Here is a 22048-nt window from a genome sequence, read left to right on the forward strand (position 1 = left end):
CGCGGGCATTTTTTTTGCAATCTTTTAATTCAGTTCGATGTTATCGATCAGGCGCGTCTTTCCAAAGAAGGCGGCCACCAGAATCACGACCTTGTCTTCGGGTCCCAAGATTCCCGCGAACTTCTGGAGGTTCTTCTGGTTTACGAGTTCAACGAACTGCACAATACCATGTGCCCCCAGAATGGACTTCAACACGACATCGCGAATCTTGCTCACGGCGCGTTCGCCCTTTTCGTAGGTTTCCTTAGCCTGCTTCAGGCCTGCGCTAATGGACAAGGCGTTAGAACGTTCTTCGTCGGTCAGGTATTCGTTACGGCTCGAAAGGGCAAGGCCCGATTCTTCACGGACAATCTTTACGCGGTGAATCTGGATATCGAAATTCAAATCCTTCACCATGCGTTCAATCAGGAACACCTGCTGGTAATCCTTTTCGCCAAAATAGGCATGATTGCAACCCGAAATCAAGAACAGCTTAGAGACAACCGTCAAGACACCGCGGAAATGGCCGGGGCGGTAAGCACCGCAATACATGCCTTCCAAGGTTTCGTCGCGAACCATGGTCAAAGGGTCGCCATCGGGGTACATTTCCTGGACACTCGGAGCAAACACGTAATCGGCACCCAGCGATTCGGCAAGCTTTGCATCGGCTTCCAGACGCTTGGGGTACTTATCCAAATCTTCGTTCTTACCGAACTGGATCGGATTCAGGAACACGCTAACAACAGTTACATCACATTCCTTGACAGATTCCTTGATCAGTGCACCGTGCCCGGCGTGCAAAGCACCCATCGTGGGAACAAGCCCGATGGTCTTACCCTGCTTGGCGAGCGGCTTGATGACTTGACGAAGAGAATCAACAGTAGTTACGATTTGCATTATTTACCTTCTGGTACAAAATAAGTCGTCTGCTTGGGGCATGCGGCAATGGCGTCGAGCACCAACTGCAGATGATTTTCGTTGTGGACAAAATCGATATTGTCAGTATTGATGATAAGCACCGGAGCGTACGGATAGTTCCAGAAATAATTGTCGAAGCGTTCCAAAAGACCATTCAGGTAGGACCCTTCAATCGTCTTTTCCATGGCACGGCCACGGCCATGAATACGCTTCAAGAGTGTCGGAACCGATGCTTGCAAATAAACAACCAAATCAGGCCTCGGGATATCATGATTCAAGGCCTTGGCCACCTGATCGTACATGGCGTATTCGCTCTCGGTCAGGTTCTGGGCTGCAAAAATTTGGTCTTTGTCGTACGTATAGTCGCTAATTAAAAGATCACGGAACAAGTCACTTTGGAGCGCCGAATTCTGCAATTGTTTTAAACGGTCAAGCAAAAAGAATAGCTGCGTCTGGAAAGCGTAAGCTTCCTTGTTCTGATAGAATTTTTCAAGGAATGGGTTTTCCCTGAAGTTTTCTTCGATCAACGTCGCCTTCCAGCGATTGGCGATAATTTCTGCAAGAGAAGTCTTCCCTACACCGATAGCCCCTTCAATGGCCAAAAAATGGACGCCTTTTTCTGTCAGCATATTAGGGTTCCTCCGAGGTAATGACGCGGAACGGGATTTTTTCTTCTTTCTGCAAAAGGTTGGAATAAATTTCCTTCACCTTCATTCCCAGCTGGGGATCTTCCCATTCTGGAGCAATATCGTTCAAGGGCACCAGCACAAACTGGCGGTTCACAATCTGGGGGTGCGGAAGATTCGGCCTACCTTGGTGGACTTCTTTGCCGAAGTACAGCAAGTCCAAATCGATTTCGCGGGAATTCCAATGACCACGGGGTTTGCGGCCCAATACAAATTCAGCACCTTTCAAATAATGCAGCAGGCGCGTCGACGTTCCCGAATACCAGAAACTCACGACTTGATTGAAATAGGGACCCTGGCCCGCCGGTCCTACCGGTGGAGTTTCGTAAATGGGACTTTCTAGCCACCCGCCCGCAGAGATCTTGCGGAGCATCTCACGACCTTCATCCAAATGTTTGGAACGATCGGGGAGGTTTGAGCCCAAGGCGACAAAAACTCTTTCTAAAGAATCCACGAAATAAAATATAGATATTCAAATTGTCCTTTTTCCGACGAAAAACGCAAACTCAACCGCCACAGGTGGATTCAAAAAATTTTTTCAAAAAAAAGGCGTTTTCTCGTGACAAATTTGATTTTTTTAGTTATTTTATCGGAGCCCACCATATTTTTTCGGTCAAATGATTCGACCAGGGCATTTTCAACTACATTAAACATTATTAACCAACATCATTTTCATTTATTAATTCAATAGGACACCATCGTGGCTCCAACTAAAAAGAATTCTAAAAATGCCTATTTGGCAGATCAAGAACCTACTGGCGCAGAAATTCCCCCTGAATTGAACGTAGATTTTTCTAACACCGAAGATAAAGATTCCTCCCCCAAGCGCCGCGGACGCCCCAAGAGAGCTAAAGATGATGCTGTCGAAACCAAGGCCGAAGTAAAAGAAGCCAAAGCTGAAAAAGAAACTATCGCAAAAGAAAAAGTTGTCGAAGTTAAAGAACAGAAGTCTTTTGAAAAGGACGCAACAAACAACGTAGCCGAAGCACCAGCCGCAACCGAAGCTGCCGTAAGTGCTCCGGTCGTAAATGAGCCGACTGCAAACGCACCGGCCGCAGAAGCACCTGTTGCAGACGTTCCCGCCGTAGAAAACGCAACTCCGGCAAATCCGAACGAACAGGGCGAACAGAACGCCAATCAAAACGACAACAACGGCCAGCAGCAAAATCAGCAGAACCGCCGCTTTGACAAGTTCAACAAGAACAACCGTCGTTTCGATAAGAACAATCGCCAGAATCGCAACTTCCAGCCCGAAGAAGAAGACACCACTCCGCTTCCGGAACCGGATTCCGAAGCTTGGAACAAGGCTCGCGAATGCTGGAGCAAGTATCGCAAGATGACCATGAGCGACTTGCAGGAACTTGCCGCTCAAAAAGAAAACGTTGACTTTAGACGCTACCGCAAGCAGTCCTTGGGACTTCTCTTGCAGAGCCTCGAAAACGAGAATAACATCGTTTACGCCGAAGGCCTTCTAGAAGTCACCCCGCAAGGTCACGGATTCCTGCGCAACACGGAATTCAACTACCAGCAGGGTCCGGACGATGTTTACGTTAGCCAGAATTTGATTCGCAAGCTGGGCCTCAAAATTGGCGATACCGTCGCAGGCCTTGCACGTCCGCCGCGCGATCAGAACGACAAGTACTATGCGCTCCGCCGCGTAGACAAGGTCAACTTTGAAGACCCCGAAAAGATCAAGCGTCGCGTCGCGTTCGAATACCTGACACCGATTCATCCGAACGAAAAAATTCAGCTCGAATGGGATCCCGAAGAACTGAGCACCCGCGTCATGGACTTGTTCTCCCCCATCGGTAAGGGTCAGCGTAGTATTATTCTCGCTCCCCCGCGTACCGGTAAGACGATTCTGTTGCAGAACATGACTCGCGCTATCGCCAAGAACCACCCTGAAATCATTATCATGGTGCTTCTGATTGACGAACGTCCTGAAGAAGTGACGGAAATGCGTGAAATCATCGGCAAGCTGGTGGAAGCTAACCCGAACCTGCGCGCCGAAGTGGTGGCTTCCACCTTCGACGAACCGCCTGACCATCACGCCCGCGTGGCCACCATGGTGCTCGAAAAGGCCAAGCGCCTTGTGGAACAGCAGAAGGACGTGGTTGTCTTGCTCGACTCCATTACCCGTTTTGCTCGCGCAAACAACGTGGTGATCCCGCACTCCGGCAAGATTCTTTCGGGCGGTGTGGATGCCAACGCCATGCAGTTCCCGAAAAAGTTCTTCGGTGCCGCCCGTAAGATTGCCGACAAGCTCGGCGACTTCCAGAAGGATTCCAACGGCCAGATTGTCCAGACAATTACAGGCGAACCGGTCCGCGAAATCATCCAGAAGAACGGTTCCCTTACCATTATCGGTACCGCCCTGATTGAAACGGGCAGCCGCATGGACGAAGTGATCTTCGAAGAATTCAAGGGTACGGGTAACATGGAACTGGTGCTTGACCGCCGTCTGGCCGAAAAGCGCACCTGGCCCGCCATCGATATTTTCAAGTCGGGCACCCGCAAAGAAGATCGCCTTCTTACCCTTTACGAACAGGATATCATCTGGAAATTCCGTCAGGGAGCCCAGAACGATACCGAAAACGGCATTATGGACAAGCTCATTAAGCTCATGAAGCAAAACAAGACCAATGCCGAATTACTAGAATTTATGAAAAAAGCAAAGGACAGCCTTCGCTAAACAAAAGGATATTTTATGTCAGAAAAAATCTTTTTCGCAGGAACCGGAAACATGGGTGGCGCAATCCTCCGCGGTCTTTTGAAGGCCGGCAAGGACGCCTCCAGCATTTTCTTCTTTGACCCCTCCGACAAGGCCGCCGCAGAAGTTTCTGCTCTCGGCTGCGTTCGCGTGGCAAGCTTTGCCGAAGGCCTCAACAAGGCCGATGTCACCTTCCTTTGCGTAAAGCCGCAGATTTTCAAGCTGGTTGCCGCCGAATGGAAGGCCGCCGCTGCCGCCGAAAAGGCCGTCAAGACCTTCGTGAGCATTATGGCCGGCGTTACCCGCAAGGCCCTCATTGAAGTTTTAGGCGAAAAGAACCAGATTCTCCGCGTGATGCCGAACCTGCCGCTGACCGTTGGCAAGGGCTCCGTGGGCCTCGCCACTGATGGCGTTACCGAAGAAACGCTCACCATCGCCGAAAAGATCTTTGGCAACATCGGCGTGACCTGCCGCGTTGCAGAATCCTTGATGGACGCCGTGACTGGTCTTTCGGGCAGCGCACCTGCCTACGTCTTTGAATTCATCGAAGGCCTTACCCGCGGCGGCGTGAAGGCCGGTCTCACCCGCGATGTGGCTCTCAAGCTCGCCCTCGGCACTATCGAAGGTAGCGTTGAACTCGTAAAGCAGTCCGGCAAGAGCCCCTCTGACCTCTGCGCCATGGTTTGCTCTCCTGCAGGCACCACCATTGCCGGCATCAACGCTCTCGAAGAAGGCGCCTTCCGCAGCACGCTCATCAAGGCTGTTGTTGCAGGCACCGACCGCAGCAAGGAACTTGGAAAGTAAGCCCTAAATGGCAACCATCAATCTATTCGCGAAAGATAATGCAACGTCCTCGTTTATACAGGACGTTCTTTCGTCGGTAGATTATCCGGTTGACACTTTCCGCGAAATCCCGACAGCGGGCGCGATTCCGCAAGTCCCGCTTGTCATTTGGGATCTAGATTCTTTTTCGACGCACAACTTGCAAATGCTCAAGGCGCTCCGCGAAAAATCCCCGGACACCCTGATTCTTGTTTACGCCGAATACCCCGAACAATTCGGAGAAATATCCAACAAGCTTTACGACAGCATTCTTTCGGTGGAATCCTTGAAACTCCACTTGATGTCGCAAATTGCAAAGCTTAAAGATATTCATACCGCGCGCCAGATTTTCAGAGAGCGCATGAGCCACCTGGTGGGTAAAAGCCAGGCCATGCAACAGCTCCGCAAAACCGTAGAACGCGCCATCGTGCATACAGGCCCCGTGCTCATCGAAGGCGAAACCGGTGTCGGTAAAGAGCTAATCGCCCGCGCCGTCGGCTGCATGTACGAAAAGTTCATCACGGTCAACTGCAGCGCCATTCCCGAAAACCTGTTCGAAAGCGAACTTTTCGGACACACCCGTGGAGCATTCACGGGTGCTCAAAACGAACGCATCGGTCTTTTTGAGGCAGCCGACGGCGGCGCCATCTTCCTCGACGAAATTGGCGATATGCCCTTGCACGCCCAAGTCAAGCTTTTGCGCGTTTTGCAGAACAAGGAAATCCGCCCCCTCGGTTCCAACACGACCAAGCATATTGACGTCCGCATCATTGCGGCAACGAACAGAAACTTACAGCAAGAGATTGCCGAAAAGCGTTTCCGCGAAGACCTCTATTACCGTCTGAACGTGATTCCCATGCAAATCTCGCCGCTCCGCGACCGCAAAGAAGATATCGAAGACTTGGCGAATTACTTCATCCAGATTTACCAAGGCTCCGGCGAAAAATTCACGCTTTCAAATGCCGCGCTCCACAAGCTCCAGGAATACAATTGGCCGGGCAACATTCGTGAACTCGAAAACGTCATCCAGCGTGCGCTCTGCTTTACAAGCGCAGGCGCCCTGCAGCCCGAAGACCTTCACATCGATACGGTGAGTCCCGTTTCTTCGGCAGGCACCACCAAGCCAAATTCAAACAACCCGCACGCGAGCAACTCTTCCGACACCCCTTCGGAAAACATCTCTGCATACGAAAACTTCAGACAAATGCAACTAGCGCAAGAACGCGATTTCTTGATCAAGAAAATCCGCGAATGCAATGGTTCTGTCCGCGAAGCCGCACAAAAGCTCGGGCTATTCCGCACCGCCCTCTACAATCGCCTCAATCATCTCGGCGTAAACATCAAAGATTTATAATCAAGCTTCGGTCCAGTCTAGCAGACCTTTAGCCCTAGCATCGCTCGCCCGCTCACAACGCGCACATCCTTTTTCAATGACCATGATTCGGTCACAATACTTTTCGGCATATTCCACAGAATGCGTCGACACTAGAATTCCCATGCCGCGTTCTTTGGCCAATTTCTGCAAAAGCGTGAACAACTTACGACTGCGAGGAATATCCATAAAGGCATTCGGTTCATCGAGCAGCAGCACGTTTACTTGCTGGGCCACCGCCTGCGCCAAGTACACGCGACTCCGTTCGCCATCGCTCAATTCCGTGAGCCAACGGTCTTTAAACTTTTCAACTTCGAGCAAGGCGAGAGATTCGTTGACAAGGCGTTCATCTTCTTGGCTGCGTCCATCAAAAAGGCCCGCATAAGGCATACGGCCAAGTCCCACGAATTCGCTCACGTTCATGCGGTCACAAACGACGCCACCCATACGCACCAGCGTTATGAACTTGGCGCGTTCCCTGGCTGTCCACTGCGATTTTCCTTGCAGCAAAACCGTTCCCGACACCGGCTGCAAAAGCCCACACAAAGTCTTGAGGAAGGTACTTTTGCCCGAGCCGTTTTCGCCAAGCAAGGCAACCACCTCACCAGCCTTCAATTCAAAATCCACCGGAGTCACAAGCCCGACTGCATCGGAACGTTTATCTTGCTTGTAACCGATTACCAGGTTTTCGCACTGGAGAAGCACAGTATTCAAGGATTGATTCATCGGCGAAGTCCTCCACCGCGAACAATCACCCAGAGCACTACGGGAACACCCACCAAGCTAAGCACTGCATTCAACGGGAATTTCGAAAACTGCGAAGCAGCCAAACAAAGTACGACGCCGCACAAAGCCGACGCAGGCATTAAAACGCGATGGTTGCTCGTTTTGAACAACATAAAAGAAAGATGCGGAACAGCAATTCCGACAAACGCGACCGGACCGCAGAACGCCGTCGATGCCGCCGCCAAAAGCGAAGCACCCAGCAGTACCATTACGCGCCCCTGACGAACATTCACGCCCAAGCCCTTCGCAAAATCATCACCCATTCTGGCGGCATTCAAATAACGAATCGATAGTGCCACAAGAACAAGACCAACAACCGTACACAGCGCAAAAATCCAAATGCCATCGATCGTCAGGCGGCCAAAGCTACCCATTCCCCAGGACACATACACGCGCAATGATTCCGCGTCACTTCCCATAATCAAAAGGCTCACCAGGGCATCTATAAAGTATCCCATCAAGAGTCCCACAATCAAAAGGATGGTAGAGTTTTCAAACCTCGAGGCAACAAACATCACAATCGAAGTCACCACGAGCGCGCCAATGGCCGCACCCGACAATACTCCGAAATGTCCGAAGGTGAATCCAGCCAACAGCGAAAGCGCAACACCAAGGCTTGCGCCACTGCTAATGCCAAGCACGAAGGGGCCTGCCAGCGGGTTCCTAAATAGAGTCTGCAACGAAAGACCCGCCACAGCCAAGGAAATTCCAGAGAGAACCGCCGCCACTAGTCGGGGCACTCGAATTTGCCAAAAAATGCGGGTTTCTACGGAATCGTAATGAGAGCCATTAAAAGAAAGGTCAGACCACGACAGTCCGACCGCTCCAGAAAATAGCGTCAAATAAGAAAGGACGGCAATCAAAGCGATGAGCAGCGCAAATCCAACAAGGATTCTTTGATCGATGCCGCGCATCGCGAAGCCCCCAAGAAGACCTTACTTTTTCTTCTTGTTCTGGGGCTGTGCTGCAGCCTGCTTCAATTCCGCAGTCTGTTTCGGATCGCGGATATAAATTTCAGGCGGGATATTGTCGAATCCCTGCAGGGCGTTGAGCCAGTTATCGTTCAGGTCACGGAATTCCAACTTGTTCAAGTTGTAGCGCAGAGAGTCGTTCACAATATCGAACGTAATGTAGTCCCAGCGAACCACCTGACGTTCCTTGAAGACTTCGCGGCTAACAAGAGACTGATCGGAATCGAAACGGTAGCGGGCCTTGAACGTGTATTCACCCGTCATCTGGTAGCGACCAGAATCGGAGTAAGTGCGAGTAATACCGATTAGCGTATCGTTTGTGCCGAAGCGGAGTTCAGCATCGCGGAAAGCATGACCGTGAGCGATGATCGGAGTGCGCCAGACGCCCACCACCTGATCTTTCATGCGCTTCTGGAGCACAGTGTCGATGCGCCAGTGGTCGAAGTTGCTCTTGTCGTAGCGAGCGCGCTGCACGTACTTACCTGTCTGGACCAACTTGCGGACGCTGTCGGCCTGGACTTTCGCAAGGCTATCCGCGTTACGAGGACCGACCGCCGGTGCCACATGGTTCATTGAATCAAGCTTAGCCTGAATCATTTCATCGAGCGTTGCCGTAGCTCCACGCGGTGTGGCCACCACCTGGGATTCTACTTTAACGAGGTTTGCAGGTTGCGTTGCGGCAGGAGCCGTCTGTGCCAAAGGCATTCCTACGAAAGCCAAAGACAATAAAGAAATAATAATATGCTTATACATAGATACACTCATCATCGTAAATGTAGTTAAAGCGATATAAAAAAGGTAAGGTAAACATACAAAAAAAGGCTATCTTTGGACCATGTTCGGAAAAACACTCGACTATTCCCAGGTTCCTTCCCCCTGTTTTGTTCTTGACGAGGCCAGACTGCGCCATAATATGGAAATTCTGGACGATATCCAGAAGCGGGGAAACATAAAAATCATTTGCGCCTTAAAAGGTTACAGTTTTTGGCGTTCTTTCCCCCTCATCGGGCAATACCTAGCCGGTGCCACCGCCTCCAGTCTGAACGAAGCCAGACTCGCCAAGGAGGAAATGGGTAAAGAAGTCCATGTGTTCGCCCCCGTCTATGACGATGACGAAATCGACCAGATTCTCGCCTGCGCAGGCCACATTACCTTCAACAGCTTCAGCCAGTGGCAGCGTTTTAAAGACAAGACCCTCGCCGCAGGTGTAAGCGCAGGAATCCGCGTAAATCCGCAATTTTCGACAGTCGAGACCGACCTGTACAACCCGTGCGGCAAGTTTTCGAGACTCGGAGTCACCGAAAAAGAGTTCAAACCGGAACTGTTGGACGGCATCGAAGGGCTCCATTTTCACGCTCTCTGCGAACAGGACGCCGACGCATTGGAAGGCGTACTGAAGGCCTTCGAACAGCATTTCGGCAAGTACCTTCCGCAAATGAAATGGGTGAATTTCGGTGGCGGCCACCACATTACCCGTAAGGATTACCATCGCGAAGAACTGGTCCGCCTCCTGAACGACTTCCACAGCCGCTACCCGCACCTCACTGTTATCATGGAACCGGGTGAAGCAGTCGGCTGGCAGACGGGCGAACTGGTGGCGTCCGTCGGAGACATTGTTCACAACGAAATGGACATTGTCATACTGAACGTGTCAATCAGTGCACACATGCCGGACTGCCTCGAAATGCCGTACCGCCCCACCGTGACGGGCGCCGGCATGCCGGGTGAAAAGAAATTCACATACAAACTAGCAGGTAATTCCTGCTTGGCCGGCGACCAGCTCGGGGACTTTTCCTTTGACGAACCGCTCAAGGTGGGCGACAAGATTATCTTCGAAGACATGATCCATTATACGATGGTCAAGACCACGTTCTTCAACGGAGTTCGCCACCCGAGCATCGGCAAGTTCGACGAACAGGGCAAATTCCACTTGTTGCACAAGTTCACCTACGAGCAATTTAAAGAAAAGCTTTAAGCAGAAAAGGAGATGCCCGCCTACGCGGGCATGACAATAAAGCATCAATGATTTTTTCTAGCGAAGAAGAAACTTACAACTGGGCGGTTGAATTCGGACATAGCCTGAAACCGGGCGACAAGGTGGCTCTTTACGGCAACCTGGGCGCCGGCAAGACCGTCATCAGTCGCGGGGTCTGCAAAGGTCTCGGTTTCACGGGATCCGTCTGCTCCCCTACCTACACTATTCTTCACGAATACCCGAACAATCCGCCAATTTTCCACTTCGACCTTTACCGCCTGGACGGCGGCGCCGACTTGAATGAAGTCGGCCTCGATCCGGATTATCTGGAAAAAGGAATCAGCTTGATCGAATGGCCGGAACGCCTCGAAGACAACGACCCCGGTCTGACTCATAAAATTGAAATAAAAATCCTCTCGGAAACCGAGAGAGAAATTACAGTCACAAACCTTTAAAAACGAAAACCCGCCATTTAGGCGGGTTTTTCATTACCTCTATAAAAGGAACTTCAAGCTTACTTCTTAGCGGCGGCGGAATCGGCCACCGGTTCAGCAGCAGCGGCAGCCTTGGCAGCTTCCTTTGCGGCCTGGACTTCAGCAATCTTTACGATTTCATCCCATTCGCTCTTGTCGCCGGTATAAAGGAGCATGGCACCCTTGTATTCCGTCACGATCTTTGCAGCAGTAGCGGTGTCGCCCTTGTCCAAAGCGTCGTTTGCGTTTGCAAGCAAGTCCTTCTGGGCATTGCGCAAGTCTTCAATTTGACCCAAGCGGTTCTGACGGAGCACTTCGAGAGTGTCGCTCACGAATGCGAGATCCCACGTGGTCTCGTAGCAAGCTTCCACTTCGGCGAACTTGGATGCATCTTCGGTAGCGGCCACGTACAGGGCATCGCACTTGGCAAACGTTTCGGCGCAGGTGCGCTTGACGTGCTGGTAATACTGATAGCCTCCCACGATCAGGCCGATAATGACCAAGAGGAACACGCCGTCCTGCCAGCCCATAATCGGGCCCGACGGGAGTCTCGGCTTGCCGTTGACGGTATCGCCCGCTTCCAAGCGTTCTTCGGCTTCGTCAAAGGGGCTTTTTCCATTCAAGAAACTGAACATGTTCTACCTACTTTTTTATACCTATTTTTTGGTGAGGGCCGCAAAGACCCGTGCATATAAATAAATCTGCTTGACCAGGCTTGCAAAGCCATTCGAGCGCGTCGGCGAAAGTCCCACATTCAGGCCAATATCCTGGAAGAACTTCGGGTCCACGGCGAGAATATCTGCTGGAGCCATGTCGTTATAAATCTTGAGCGCCAAGGCACCGAGTCCGCGGCTAATCAGCGGGTTCGTGGTACCGCCTTCCACATCCATTTCAAAGTGGATTTTTGCGCCGTCAAAACTCGGAACCAGATACATGGTCGATGCACAACCCTGGATAATGAATTTTTCTGCCTTCAAGGCAGCGTTCATTCCCTTGTGGGCGCGAGCCAAATCCAAGAGGAATTTCCACTTGTCATCGGGGTCGCTAAAGCTTGCAAACTTTTCGCGAACTTCGCTTAAACGCGCATCCATTAATTCGCTCATAAACCTACCGCAAGAAGGAACGCATCTTCCAAATCACGGAAGGTGCAGCCCACAAAACATTAAAGAAAATACGGAACAGAGTCTGCTTTTCGCGCGGAAGCTTCGACAGCTTGAAAGCCGCACGGTCAAACTGCTTATCGCTGATTTTATTGAAACCGACTTTGGCGCGAGCCACCTGCAGGTGCTTTTTGCCGAGGGCAGCCATCCAGCGGTCAAAAGCCTTGGATTCAACGGCACTACGGTTTTCGTTCGGTTCGCCGAGCCATTCCTTGACCGATTCCGCGACAATCTTGCCGCACAAAAGCGATTCCACAATGCCCGAACGGCTAATGGGGTTCACGCAGCTAGCCGCATCGCCCGCTTTAAAGAGGCCGCACTTGGCCAAGGGCTTTGTAGACTGGCCGCAAGCAATCATGCCGCCATATACGGCCTTCACCTTTGCATTCGGGTAGTCACGGGCGATAAAGTCCAAAAGTTTCTTACGCAAGGATTCCTTGTGTTCGACATCCTTGCCGAGCACGAAACCGATATTTACCTCGACGCCGTCGCGCGGGAAAATCCAGCCGTAGCCCGCTTCGAATTCAGAACCAAAGAAGAGTTCAATGTGTTCCTTGCTATGTTCAATGCCTTCGGCCACCGCAAAAATAGCGGGTTCCAAATCGGTATCGCCCGATTCGATGCCTTCGAGACACTTGATTCCACGAGTCAGCTTGCAGCTCGGCCCCGATGCGTCGACAACGGCCTCGGCAGACAAGGTTACGATTTCGCCACCGACCGACACTGTAATATTCCAGCCCTCTTCGGTCTTTTCAAGTTTCTTGATAACCGCATCGTAATGGCATTCCACGCCTGCAGATACGCAGCCATCCGAAAGAGAATGGTGGAAACGGGCGCGGTCCAGAATCAAGCCGCAGTCCTTGCTATAAAATTCAGCACGGTAGCGCTTGGGCGAGGTAAAATAAATTCCGGAAAGAGTTCCACGGACAAAGGTATCGTCTACCGGCCAAAGGGAATTCAAGCGATCCTTAGATACAGCTTCGGCACAGAAAATGGGTTCTTTCCAGGGCTCTTTTTTGTCCAAAAGCAAAATCCGTCTAGTACCGGAGGTCAAGCGACCAAGGGTACAGGCAGCCATGAGACCGGCAGGACCGGCCCCGCAAACCACCACATCATATCGATTTGAGGTAAAATTTGCCATTTCGGGGAACAAATTAGCATTTATTTATAAAGTTTTTTTCTTTTTTATTGTTAATTGGCAATTTTTTTAGTTATTTTAGAGCTATCCGTTATTTGGTTTATCCTTAAAAGGGAATGTATATGAATATGAAGAGTGTATCGAAGTTCGGCCTGTGCCTGTTGAGCGCACTTGCCCTCAACGTTTATGCCCAAGACAACTGGGCCGGTAAAGACCTGAACGTATCTTTCAGTAACAAGCGTATTGACGGTTTCAACTTCAAAAATGCGAAAGCCGTCGCCCACACCACCGACTTCCGCCGTGCCACCGGTGAAGGTCCGAACTTCCAGGGCGCCAAGCTCAACGAAGTGTCTTTCCAGAACGCAGTGATTAACGGCGCAAACTTCGAAGGCGCCGACCTCACCAAGGCTACCATTAGTGGTGCCGACATCCGTAGCTCTTCGTTCGATGGCGCAAACATGGAAGAAGCCAACCTCTACCGTGCAACGCTTCTCGACAGTAACTTCCCGAAAGTGAATTTCAAGAATGCTCGCCTCGACGCCATGAAGGTGTCCGACAATGCTGACTTCAGCAAGTCCGACCTCACCCAGGCGTCCGTCATGGATGTGGACCTTACCGCAGCAGACTTCAGCAAGGCCAACCTGACCCGTGCAAACTTCTCCCGTTCCTTGATGGCTAACAGCGACCTCCGCAAGGCCACCATCGTGAAGACTGACTTTACCGCCTGTAACCTGATCGCCGCCAACTTCAAGGGCGTCGACCTCGTTGACGTGAACTTCGCAAAGGCTGGTCTTTCTCAGGCCAACTTCAGCGGTGCAGAATTCAAGAACGTGAACCTGCAGGACGCTGACCTTTCCTTGACGACCTTCAATGACGTCGACCTTTCCAAGACTCAGCTCCAGAAGGCCAAGTTCGCCCAGTCCACCGTGAAGAACATGAAGTTCGACGGCCAGGACCTGACCGGCGTGATCTTCGACAAGGGCTCCGTCTCCAAGAGCTCGTTCGCAAAGACCAAGCTTTCCAAGGCATCCTTCTACGATACCGAAGTGAGCAAGAACGCTTTCCAGAACGCAGAACTTCTGAAGGCCGTGTTCGACGGTGCCTACGTTCGTAAGAACATCTTCGACAAGGCTGACCTCACCAAGGCCAACTTCGCCAACTCCACCATCGAACGTTCCGACTTCATTCTCGCCCAGCTCAACGGCGTAAGCTTTGCCGGTGCCAAGCTCATCAAGGTGAACTTCACCAACGCCAACATGCAGGGCATCAAGATTGACGCCGACACCAAGATGGAAGACGTGGACTTCTCTGGCGCTAACCTCGAAGGTGCCAAGATCGAAAAGTTCACCGCCAAGAAGGTGATCTACGACAACAAGACCCAGTTCCCGTCCGGCTTTGACCCGCGTCAGTACGGCTTCACCAAGCGTGGTGAAAAGGCTGCCGACATCAAGGTCGAAGGCAGTGGTTCTTCTCCCAAAAAGAAGAGAAGGAAAAAAGCCGCTGACGACGAAGACTAGTCAAGAACCTTAACGGATTTAAGAAGCCTCGGTGATGAACCGGGGCTTTTTTATTTACAGACCGCTCGGCTCTATAGCTTTCATAAAAATGTGATATCGCCTCGCTCTCGCAACCACGCCTCGTTAATACGAGGCGCTTGTTGCTCACGGAGACCGTCCGCATTACTTGCGGTCCATTAGCCAGTTTACGGCGTCGGAGAGGGTGTGGACTTGGACAACCTTCATGCCGGAGGTGTTCTCGGGCAGGCGACCGCCCGCAGGCACCACAGCCTCGGTGATTCCCAGACGGCGGGCTTCCTTGAGCCGCTGTTCCAGCAGGCTCACGGAGCGGACCTCGCCGGACAATCCCAATTCACCGATGACAATGCACTGGCGGCCGAGCGGAATCGCGAGGTGGTTGCTGGCAATAGCAAGCGCCAAGGCGAGGTCCGATGAAGTGTCGGAGACCTTCAGCCCGCCGGCAATCGAAACGAACACGTCTGAGGCCCCGACCACAACCCCGCCGAACTTTTCGAGCAAGGCGAGAATAATAGTCAGGCGCTTGGGGTCGATTCCGGCCGCCACACGCTGAGGGACAGCAAATGTCGTCGAACTCACGAGCGCCTGCGTTTCAAAAAGCATGGCGCGCGTGCCTTCCAGCGTACAGCAGACCACACTCCCGGGCGTCGGCGGGACATTTTCTTGCAAGAACACGCGGCTCGGGTTTTCCACCGGAGAAAGACCATGCCCCGTCATCTCGAATACGCCGATTTCATCAGTGGCGCCAAAGCGATTCTTGATGGTTCGGAGAATACGGTATTGGTGATTGCGGTCGCCTTCAAAGTACACAACCGTGTCAACCATGTGTTCCAAAATGCGGGGGCCTGCAATCTGGCCATCCTTGGTCACATGCCCGATCAGAATCGTGATGCAGCCTGTATTCTTGGCAAACACCATCAGATCGAGCGTGCATTCGCGGAGCTGCGTGGCGCAGCCCGGAGTGCCCGACAAATCGCTCTTGTAGACCGTTTGGATTGAGTCAATCACGAGCACTTGCGGTTTGAGTTCCTGCGCTTGCTGCAAGATTTTTTCGAGGCTAGTTTCGCAAAGTAAAAGCATGTCGGAGCCCGCCACGTTCAAGCGCTCGCTGCGGAGCTTGACTTGAACCGCACTCTCTTCGCCGCTCACGTAAAGCGTCTTGACGCCGGCGGCTGTCATGGTGGCGAGTGTCGATAACACAAGTGTGGACTTACCGATGCCCGGATCGCCACCAATGAGCACTAGGGAACCTGGTGCAAGCCCGCCCCCCAGCACGCGGTCAAATTCGGCATTGGCGGAGCTCAGCCGCCGCGTGTCCTCGGTCGCGACATCCTTGAGCGGCACCACCTTGTGCACCGGGCCACCCAAGCCGCGCGAGGCTCGACCGCTCTCGAGAATGTTTTCGACCACATGTTCCTTGAGGCTGCTCCATGCGCCGCAGAACGGGCACTTGCCCGCCCACTTAGGCGTGGTGTTGCCGCATTCGGTGCAAAGGAACTCAATTTCTTTTTTCGCTTTCGATTTGTTTAGTGCTACCATGTGCACTAATATAACAAAATGCGCCTGACATAAATTGTCAAACGCCAATAAATGCACAAAAAAGCACTAAAGTAATTACGGTATTTTCGTCAAAGGAAAGTCAAACTGGATACCATCTTTGTTTCTGCAATGTGGTTCCTTGTTCTTGCACCGCGATATGAAACCGCCGTTACGGAGCAATTCAACGCCCGTATGCAGGCGCAAATGACAGAAGATGGCTGGTACAACTACAACCCTGCCCTCATCAAAAGTTTCGCAAAGATGAAACGCACCGTATTTATTGACGTGACCGCCGACTGGTGTCTCACCTGCAAGGCGAACGAAGCCGCCATACTCGACGATGACGACTTTCGCCACGCCATGGATAGCCTCGGTGTCGCTCTTGTAAAAGCGGATTGGACCCGCGAGACGCCCGAAGTCAACGCTCTCCTTAGGAGCTTACATAAGTCGGGCGTCCCCGCCTACGCCATCTACCCCGAGGGCGATGCCTCTAGGCAGATTGTGTTGCCGGAACTTTTGACGACGGACGCAATTGTCGAAAAGATAACGGGTGAGTTTTAAAGGCATGATTATTGACAAGAATAAAATGTCGCAGCGCGCCGCCGGTCTGGATTTGTTCCGGGTAGTCGCGGCGTTGATGGTGCTCCTTTTTCATTGCCATATTCATCATGAATGCAATTTTGGACCGTTGACGGGCTTTGTCTCAATGGGGGCCGTATTCATGACGGCGTTCTTTATGCTGTCGGGGTACGTGCTGTATATGACCTACCGCGAAAAATCCCTGGTTCAGATTTTACCCCTTAAGAATTTTTACCTAAAAAGGCTGATTGGCATATTGCCCCTGTATTATCTGGTTTCGGTGATTTATGTCGTGAGCTTGGGGACCGAAAGCTTGCTCCAGAATATCGTGCTTTTGCCGATAGAACTTCTTGGACTGCAGAGCGTATTTTCGTCTTTGTTCAACATTAGCCATAATAGCGGCACCTGGTTTATCTCGTGCCTGCTGATTGCGTATTTGTTTTTCCCGCTGATGCAGGAAGTCGCTAAGCAACTGGCAACTCGCGCCAAGATTTTGCTGTTTGTCGCTTGTGCCCTTGTGTTGTTCTGGTCGCCGCTTGTGGTGCATTCGTTTGCGACGGATTCCATTTATGCAAATCCGTTTTTCAGGGGGCTTGAATTCTTTATCGGAGTTCTGCTCTGTTCACTTTCCGTAAGGCTTGAATTTTTAAAGACCTGGAAATTTTTTGTAATAGAGGTCCTTGTCTTAGTTGCGGTAATTTCGGCGGCGGCCCGCTTGAACCTCTTTGTCGGAAACTACATGCTTTATGACGTCGTGGCGGTTCCACTGTTTGCGTGCATGAATGTGTAGAAAAACCGTGTGCCAGGGCGCTTAAATCGCGATTCTGCAGATAAAGTGTTGTTTTTTGCTTAAAATGAGGTATATTTATTGCTGTATGCGGTTGCTTGCGGTATATATTCCTTTTTTGATAGTCCTGCTAGTAGTGTCGGGGTGCGGCTTTTCTTTAGGAGGAGCGGATCCTCCTCCTCCTACCGTGTATCACTATAAAGAAATTCTACACCATACATCTATAGAATGGCATGTCCACATAACGGTCGATGATGACTCGCTGCAGTCTAAATCCATTAACTTTTTTCAGATGTATCCGGAATATTATAACCAGCTCGAAGGCTTGTATTTTGGCAATTTTTTTAATCTTTCGCGAGATGATTCTGTTCATGCCAGGGATGACTTTCAAAACATCTACCAGGGTGATGCCGAATATTTGAACAAATACATGAATGAGTACGTGGAAGAAAAAAAGAGGTTTGAAACGCTTCCGGATTCTAACGGCCATATTGTCTTTTCGCTTTTCGATATCGACAGTGTAGAAAAGAAGTATGATATTGATGCATCTCCCTTCTTGAAGTTCCTAGAACATCCTTATGAGATGAGAGGCGATTCGGTAGATATTTTTGTTCCTGCCGGTATCAATAGTCTTTCTTATGGGATGTGTATGGGAACATACGGATACACGACTTGTGATTATACCTTTGAAGATGATTCCGACCATATCCTTTCTACGGATGTTGCTTCGGTATGGAGCGGGTGGGGCACGATTACCATTGGCAGTTCCCTAAAAAATCAAAGTTCCCTTAAAACAGATAATTTTTATATCGAATTAAAATACAACTTGAAATATTAAGATGGGGCTAGATGGAACGTTTGAATAAATGGTGGGCTTTGCTTGTTTTGGCGGTACTTGTCGGCTGTTCATTGAAACAGGAAGACTATAGCGATTATTGCCCGATTGCTGTCAAGCTTATTCCGCTTGAAATGGAAATTAGCTATAAATGTGCGCCTAATAAAAAATGTAATCAATATCCGGCCCGTCTAGAAATAGGCCGTGTCAGCCGGTATCTTGATATTGATTGCTGGGGTGGAATTTATAAATACACATTTGTCTCTGGCGATATTCAGGAAGAGGCGACGAACGACTACAGGCATCCCTATTACGAGCTGCAGCCTGATTCAAGCAATACGATTCATTTTGCACTGATTGATGCATATGGAGATCAAAAAAAGTATGACATTAAATTGACGGACTATATTCCTAAATACAGTGTTACCGGTGATACTCTTGAAATCGATGCCACGGAAGGAATCAAGTATTATTACAAAAGCCATTCGGAATGGGGCTTTGATCCGTCGCTTAAGTTAGAAATATCGGATGATATAATGCCGTTCTTTGAATTTTTCCACGCGGAACGAATGGCGAATGACGATTCCTTGATGTTCTCGGGAACAGTCTATTGGCGGTAGTAGATAAAAGGTTGAAATTTCTAAGGGGATGTCATGAATACTTTAGAAGCAATCAAGACCCGTCGCAGTACGCGCAAATTCAAGGCGCAGCCTGTGGAATTAGAAAAGTTGCAGGCCGTCGTCGAGGCGGGCCGTTTCGGACCCACCGGCGGTAATGCGCAGACTAATCATTTCTTCGTGATTTCGAATGCGTCGGTGATTGCAAAGCTCAAGGAACTCGTGCAGTCGGCCTTTGCCGCGATGGAACTCCGCGAAGACCTTTACAAGAGCCTCAAGAATTCGATTGCGCTTTCTCGCAAGGGCAACTATTCCTTCTGCTATACCGCGCCCGTTTTGATTGTGGTCGCGAACAAGAAGGATTACGGCAACAACATGGCCGATGTCGCCTGTGCCGTAGAAAACATGATGCTTGCGGCAAACGAACTCGATCTCGGTAGCTGCTACATCAATCAGCTCAAGTGGCTGAACGAAGACCCGACGCTTCTCGAATACCTGCGCTCGCTTGGCCTTAAGGAAGACGAACGCGTCTATGCGTCTGTTGCTCTCGGCTATGCCGATACTGAAAGCGGCCTCCCGAACCGTACGGAATCGCCGCGTGTCGGCAACGAAGTCGTATTCGTGTAGAAGAACGGCAATCGAGCGGAAAGCTCCTTCTAAGCTCGTGTCAACGGGAAATCAAATTGAATAGAACGCGGAGTCGCGAACTTTTCGAAGGCGATTTCGTAGCAGAAATTCTTTTCGTCCACAGCCTTCACGATTCCTACGCCAAAGATTTTATGCATCACGCGGTCGCCCTCGGCAAACTCGGCCGAAGGCGCCTTCTTTACAAGTCCAAGGCTTTCGTCGCTCAAAAATTCGCGGTCGCGATCGATATTTGCAATGTAGGCTTTCGCGGCATCGAGAAAATCTTCTGAAATGCCGCGGGCAATATTCAGTCCGCCCATATCCATTTCCAGCAGGAATCTAGACGGATAACGGGTTCCACTTTCGCCTGCAACGCCATCTTCGGCATCGCTTAGGCAAAGTACATTCTCGGCGCGGGTAAATGCTACATAAGCCAGGCGACGTTCTTCTTCCAGCTGGATTTTATTCTGCACGCGCTTGACCGGAAAAAAGCCTTCGTTCAAGCCGCATACGAATACATACGGAAATTCCAAGCCCTTTGCATTGTGAATCGTCATGAGCTGCACGCGGTCTTTTTCTTCCGTGTCTTCGTCGGTGTTCGTGAACAGCACGATGTTCTGCAAGTATTCATCTAGCGAAGCGTCTTCTTCGTAGTAGTTTTCGAATTCCAGAATGCCTTGCTTGAGTTCCGCCAGATTGTCAAGGCGATCTTCGTCGCCGTCTAGACGCAGCATTTCTTCGTACTTGGTTTCGCGCAGGATTTTCGCGAGGACTTCGGAAACGCTCATGTCCTTGTAGCGGGAACGATACTTTTCAATCAGCTTCACGTATTCCACCACATTGCTTCGGGCCAAGAACCCCTTGCAGTCGAAATCAATCTTCTGATTTTCGTCGCCGACAGACGAAAGTTCCGCCTGCGATGAAACATCGGCGGCCACATTGTTCAAAAGACCTGCTTCCGAAACAATTTCAAGCAGAGCTTCGTAGAGTCCGACACCGCGAGCATCGGCAAAGGCTTGCAATGTCGCAATCTTGCGCGGGCCGAACTGGCGCTTGGGCGTATTCACCGTACGCATGAACGACAAGTCGTCGGCATACACCAGCATTCGCAAGTAGCAAATGACATCCTTGATTTCTTTGCGTTGGTAAAATCCGACACCACTATAAACCTTGTAAGGAATATTTTCGGCCATCAAGGCTTCTTCTACAGAACGCGACTGCGAGTGCATGCGGTAAAGCACCGCAATATCCTTGTAATGGGTTGCACTTTGCACGGCATTCTGAATTTGCTCTACAATCCATTTGGCCTCTTCGCGGGTGTTCTTGGCATGGTAAAATACAGGCGTCTTGCCGCCCACACGCTTTGGCCTCAAGACCTTTTCAATTCGGAACTTGTTGTTCTTGATGACCGCGTCCGGTACCTTCAAAATACTGGGTGTGGAGCGGTAATTGTTCTGCAACAAAATCGTCTTGGTGTTTTCGTGAGTCTTGTCAAATTCCAGAATGCGGTTGACATCGGCACCGCGCCAGCCGTAAATGGTTTGGTCCGGGTCGCCCACCACAAAAAGATTTTTGTGGTAGCTCGCTAGCAAATCCGCCAACTGATACTGCTGTCCATCGATGTCCTGATATTCGTCAACCATGATATACATCATGCGCTTGCGCCACTTGTCGAGCTGTTCCGGGAAGTTTTCGAGAATGTACAACGTCGAAAGAATCAAGTCGTCAAAGTCCAGCGCGTAATTCTTTTTCTGTTCGTAGAGGTAGCGGTAATAAACGCGCATCCACTTGTCATCGGCCGCTTCCGAAAGCGCGAGCAAATGATCTTTGGTAGTCATACCTTCTGACGGCAGTTCCGCAAAAAGCGAAACATAGTTGATATCGGCTGCCTTTCGGCCCCCGATGTAGTCGATGACGCTGCTGATTTTCAAGTCTTTAAGCGAGTAGCCCAAATCGGCGTAGGCCTTGTGCAAAAGGGACTTCTGGTCGTCTTCGTCCAGAATCATGAATTCTTTCGGGTAGTTCAGCACATGGATTTCTTCGCGCAGGAACCGCACGCAAAAACCGTGGAAGGTAGAAATGTAGCCGCTATCGTCGCCGCCCAACACCATGCGAATGCGCTTTTTCATTTCGTTCGCGGCCTTGTTGGTGAACGTGACGCACAGGATGTTCGACGGCGAAATGCCCATCTCTTTCACCAGGTACAGGTAACGCTGGGTCAGCGTCCGAGTTTTACCGGAGCCCGCTCCTGCCACCACGCGCACAAAACCCTCGGTGGTTTCCACCGCTTCCCGCTGCTCCAAATCCAAGCGTTCCAGATCCATATTTTCTAGGGCCATGCGCACCTCACAAACTACACGAGCACCACATAGTGAACATTTGTTTTACTGCACAAAAATATAGTAATCCACGAGGCTTAGTCCGGCCAAATCATATAGTTACAGAGGCTCCACGAAAGTCAAAACAGTCCAAGTTGCATAAAAACATGGTTATTCAGCGAATAAACAACCTGAAAGGACTTAAAAAAAAAAAAAAATTT

At 50.7% G+C, this 22048-nt stretch carries 22 protein-coding genes; 11 read left to right on the forward strand and 11 right to left on the reverse strand.

Annotated elements, in window-relative coordinates; all coding sequences use genetic code 11:
• Positions 1-24 precede the first annotated feature (24 nt).
• The 3 genes from panC to folK are packed head-to-tail and all read right to left on the reverse strand — an operon-like array spanning position 25 to position 2037.
• Complete coding sequence (gene panC / locus QZN53_RS07250) at positions 25-876, reverse strand: pantoate--beta-alanine ligase (RefSeq protein WP_163438361.1); 852 nt, start codon at positions 874-876, stop codon at positions 25-27.
• Positions 876-1526 (reverse strand): deoxynucleoside kinase, encoded by a 651-nt coding sequence (locus QZN53_RS07255; protein ID WP_088628236.1) that lies wholly within the window; start codon positions 1524-1526, stop codon positions 876-878. The genes panC and QZN53_RS07255 overlap by 1 nt, the downstream gene beginning before the upstream one ends.
• Before the next feature lies 1 nt (position 1527).
• Positions 1528-2037, reverse strand: a complete 510-nt coding sequence (folK, locus tag QZN53_RS07260; protein ID WP_088628237.1) for a 2-amino-4-hydroxy-6-hydroxymethyldihydropteridine diphosphokinase — start codon at positions 2035-2037, stop codon at positions 1528-1530.
• A 282-nt stretch (positions 2038-2319) separates the two neighbouring features.
• Between folK and rho the strand changes: the two genes are divergently transcribed.
• The 3 genes from rho to QZN53_RS07275 are packed head-to-tail and all read left to right on the forward strand — an operon-like array spanning position 2320 to position 6469.
• Positions 2320-4275: a transcription termination factor Rho gene (gene rho / locus QZN53_RS07265; RefSeq protein WP_294652227.1), complete on the forward strand. Its 1956-nt coding sequence runs from the start codon at positions 2320-2322 to the stop codon at positions 4273-4275.
• A 15-nt stretch (positions 4276-4290) separates the two neighbouring features.
• Complete coding sequence (gene proC / locus QZN53_RS07270) at positions 4291-5097, forward strand: pyrroline-5-carboxylate reductase (protein WP_163438362.1); 807 nt, start codon at positions 4291-4293, stop codon at positions 5095-5097.
• Between the two features lie 7 nt (positions 5098-5104).
• On the forward strand, positions 5105-6469 hold the full coding sequence (locus QZN53_RS07275; protein WP_163438363.1) for a sigma-54-dependent Fis family transcriptional regulator: 1365 nt from the start codon (positions 5105-5107) through the stop codon (positions 6467-6469).
• Here the strand turns inward: QZN53_RS07275 and QZN53_RS07280 are convergent, their stop codons facing one another.
• From QZN53_RS07280 to QZN53_RS07290, 3 genes are read right to left on the reverse strand one after another with little or no spacing between them, the layout of a single operon-like run.
• Positions 6470-7213, reverse strand: a complete 744-nt coding sequence (locus QZN53_RS07280; protein WP_163438364.1) for an ABC transporter ATP-binding protein — start codon at positions 7211-7213, stop codon at positions 6470-6472.
• A complete protein-coding gene (locus tag QZN53_RS07285; RefSeq protein WP_163438365.1) occupies positions 7210-8187 on the reverse strand; it encodes an iron ABC transporter permease in 978 nt (325 codons plus the stop codon). Before QZN53_RS07285 ends, QZN53_RS07280 begins: the two co-directional genes overlap by 4 nt.
• 21 nt (positions 8188-8208) lie before the next feature.
• Positions 8209-8997 (reverse strand): hypothetical protein, encoded by a 789-nt coding sequence (locus QZN53_RS07290; protein WP_163438366.1) that lies wholly within the window; start codon positions 8995-8997, stop codon positions 8209-8211.
• Between the two features lie 82 nt (positions 8998-9079).
• On the opposite strand from QZN53_RS07290, the gene nspC reads away from it, so the two are divergent.
• Both nspC and tsaE read left to right on the forward strand, forming a co-directional pair.
• Positions 9080-10219 carry a carboxynorspermidine decarboxylase gene (gene nspC / locus QZN53_RS07295; protein ID WP_163438367.1) on the forward strand — a complete coding sequence of 380 codons (1140 nt, stop codon included), beginning with the start codon at positions 9080-9082 and terminating at the stop codon, positions 10217-10219.
• Between the two features lie 47 nt (positions 10220-10266).
• Positions 10267-10674 (forward strand): tRNA (adenosine(37)-N6)-threonylcarbamoyltransferase complex ATPase subunit type 1 TsaE, encoded by a 408-nt coding sequence (gene tsaE, locus QZN53_RS07300; protein WP_163438368.1) that lies wholly within the window; start codon positions 10267-10269, stop codon positions 10672-10674.
• 59 nt (positions 10675-10733) lie between these two features.
• On the opposite strand, the gene QZN53_RS07305 is transcribed toward tsaE, so the two are convergent.
• From QZN53_RS07305 to QZN53_RS07315, 3 genes are read right to left on the reverse strand one after another with little or no spacing between them, the layout of a single operon-like run.
• Complete coding sequence (locus tag QZN53_RS07305) at positions 10734-11327, reverse strand: hypothetical protein (RefSeq protein ID WP_163438369.1); 594 nt, start codon at positions 11325-11327, stop codon at positions 10734-10736.
• Between the two features lie 21 nt (positions 11328-11348).
• Positions 11349-11783: a SufE family protein gene (locus tag QZN53_RS07310; RefSeq protein WP_294652237.1), complete on the reverse strand. Its 435-nt coding sequence runs from the start codon at positions 11781-11783 to the stop codon at positions 11349-11351.
• Between the two features lie 16 nt (positions 11784-11799).
• Entirely contained in the window at positions 11800-12993 is a 1194-nt protein-coding gene (locus QZN53_RS07315; protein WP_163438371.1) for an NAD(P)/FAD-dependent oxidoreductase, read from the reverse strand.
• Positions 12994-13112: 119 nt separating this feature from the next.
• Between QZN53_RS07315 and QZN53_RS07320 the strand changes: the two genes are divergently transcribed.
• Positions 13113-14507, forward strand: coding sequence for a pentapeptide repeat-containing protein (locus QZN53_RS07320; RefSeq protein WP_163438372.1), 1395 nt, complete (start codon positions 13113-13115; stop codon positions 14505-14507).
• 162 nt (positions 14508-14669) lie between these two features.
• Here the strand turns inward: QZN53_RS07320 and radA are convergent, their stop codons facing one another.
• On the reverse strand, positions 14670-16064 hold the full coding sequence (gene radA / locus QZN53_RS07325) for a DNA repair protein RadA (RefSeq protein WP_163438373.1): 1395 nt from the start codon (positions 16062-16064) through the stop codon (positions 14670-14672).
• A gap of 129 nt (positions 16065-16193) precedes the next feature.
• Between radA and QZN53_RS07330 the strand changes: the two genes are divergently transcribed.
• The 5 genes from QZN53_RS07330 (at position 16194) to QZN53_RS07350 (ending at position 19509) form a co-directional block, all read left to right on the forward strand.
• Positions 16194-16625 carry a thioredoxin family protein gene (locus QZN53_RS07330; protein ID WP_163438374.1) on the forward strand — a complete coding sequence of 144 codons (432 nt, stop codon included), beginning with the start codon at positions 16194-16196 and terminating at the stop codon, positions 16623-16625.
• 4 nt (positions 16626-16629) lie between these two features.
• Positions 16630-17433, forward strand: a complete 804-nt coding sequence (locus tag QZN53_RS07335; protein WP_163438375.1) for an acyltransferase — start codon at positions 16630-16632, stop codon at positions 17431-17433.
• An 85-nt stretch (positions 17434-17518) separates the two neighbouring features.
• Entirely contained in the window at positions 17519-18268 is a 750-nt protein-coding gene (locus QZN53_RS07340; RefSeq protein WP_163438376.1) for a hypothetical protein, read from the forward strand.
• Between the two features lie 11 nt (positions 18269-18279).
• Positions 18280-18885, forward strand: coding sequence for a hypothetical protein (locus QZN53_RS07345; protein WP_163438377.1), 606 nt, complete (start codon positions 18280-18282; stop codon positions 18883-18885).
• Positions 18886-18918: 33 nt separating this feature from the next.
• Positions 18919-19509 carry a nitroreductase gene (locus QZN53_RS07350; protein WP_163438378.1) on the forward strand — a complete coding sequence of 197 codons (591 nt, stop codon included), beginning with the start codon at positions 18919-18921 and terminating at the stop codon, positions 19507-19509.
• A 29-nt stretch (positions 19510-19538) separates the two neighbouring features.
• On the opposite strand, the gene QZN53_RS07355 is transcribed toward QZN53_RS07350, so the two are convergent.
• On the reverse strand, positions 19539-21848 hold the full coding sequence (locus QZN53_RS07355; RefSeq protein ID WP_163438379.1) for an ATP-dependent helicase: 2310 nt from the start codon (positions 21846-21848) through the stop codon (positions 19539-19541).
• Between the last annotated feature and the right edge of the window lie 200 nt (positions 21849-22048).

The sequence above is a fragment of the uncultured Fibrobacter sp. genome (assembly GCF_900316465.1).
In the GTDB taxonomy this organism is placed as follows: domain Bacteria; phylum Fibrobacterota; class Fibrobacteria; order Fibrobacterales; family Fibrobacteraceae; genus Fibrobacter.

Excerpts from the sequence above, each read along its gene's own strand:
- QZN53_RS07275 (WP_163438363.1), top strand. The coding sequence starts at position 5,105 with ATGGCAACCATCAATCTATTCGCGAAAGATAATGCAACGTCCTCGTTT.
- QZN53_RS07355 (WP_163438379.1), bottom strand. The coding sequence starts at position 21,848 with ATGGCCCTAGAAAATATGGATCTGGAACGCTTGGATTTGGAGCAGCGG.
- QZN53_RS07315 (WP_163438371.1), bottom strand. The coding sequence starts at position 12,993 with ATGGCAAATTTTACCTCAAATCGATATGATGTGGTGGTTTGCGGGGCC.
- QZN53_RS07320 (WP_163438372.1), top strand. The coding sequence starts at position 13,113 with ATGAATATGAAGAGTGTATCGAAGTTCGGCCTGTGCCTGTTGAGCGCA.
- QZN53_RS07340 (WP_163438376.1), top strand. The coding sequence starts at position 17,519 with ATGCGGTTGCTTGCGGTATATATTCCTTTTTTGATAGTCCTGCTAGTA.
- tsaE (WP_163438368.1), top strand. The coding sequence starts at position 10,267 with ATGATTTTTTCTAGCGAAGAAGAAACTTACAACTGGGCGGTTGAATTC.
- QZN53_RS07345 (WP_163438377.1), top strand. The coding sequence starts at position 18,280 with ATGGAACGTTTGAATAAATGGTGGGCTTTGCTTGTTTTGGCGGTACTT.
- QZN53_RS07255 (WP_088628236.1), bottom strand. The coding sequence starts at position 1,526 with ATGCTGACAGAAAAAGGCGTCCATTTTTTGGCCATTGAAGGGGCTATC.
- proC (WP_163438362.1), top strand. The coding sequence starts at position 4,291 with ATGTCAGAAAAAATCTTTTTCGCAGGAACCGGAAACATGGGTGGCGCA.
- QZN53_RS07285 (WP_163438365.1), bottom strand. The coding sequence starts at position 8,187 with ATGCGCGGCATCGATCAAAGAATCCTTGTTGGATTTGCGCTGCTCATC.
- QZN53_RS07310 (WP_294652237.1), bottom strand. The coding sequence starts at position 11,783 with ATGGATGCGCGTTTAAGCGAAGTTCGCGAAAAGTTTGCAAGCTTTAGC.
- QZN53_RS07335 (WP_163438375.1), top strand. The coding sequence starts at position 16,630 with ATGATTATTGACAAGAATAAAATGTCGCAGCGCGCCGCCGGTCTGGAT.
- radA (WP_163438373.1), bottom strand. The coding sequence starts at position 16,064 with ATGGTAGCACTAAACAAATCGAAAGCGAAAAAAGAAATTGAGTTCCTT.
- QZN53_RS07330 (WP_163438374.1), top strand. The coding sequence starts at position 16,194 with ATGTGGTTCCTTGTTCTTGCACCGCGATATGAAACCGCCGTTACGGAG.
- QZN53_RS07280 (WP_163438364.1), bottom strand. The coding sequence starts at position 7,213 with ATGAATCAATCCTTGAATACTGTGCTTCTCCAGTGCGAAAACCTGGTA.
- QZN53_RS07305 (WP_163438369.1), bottom strand. The coding sequence starts at position 11,327 with ATGTTCAGTTTCTTGAATGGAAAAAGCCCCTTTGACGAAGCCGAAGAA.
- QZN53_RS07290 (WP_163438366.1), bottom strand. The coding sequence starts at position 8,997 with ATGTATAAGCATATTATTATTTCTTTATTGTCTTTGGCTTTCGTAGGA.
- panC (WP_163438361.1), bottom strand. The coding sequence starts at position 876 with ATGCAAATCGTAACTACTGTTGATTCTCTTCGTCAAGTCATCAAGCCG.
- nspC (WP_163438367.1), top strand. The coding sequence starts at position 9,080 with ATGTTCGGAAAAACACTCGACTATTCCCAGGTTCCTTCCCCCTGTTTT.
- QZN53_RS07350 (WP_163438378.1), top strand. The coding sequence starts at position 18,919 with ATGAATACTTTAGAAGCAATCAAGACCCGTCGCAGTACGCGCAAATTC.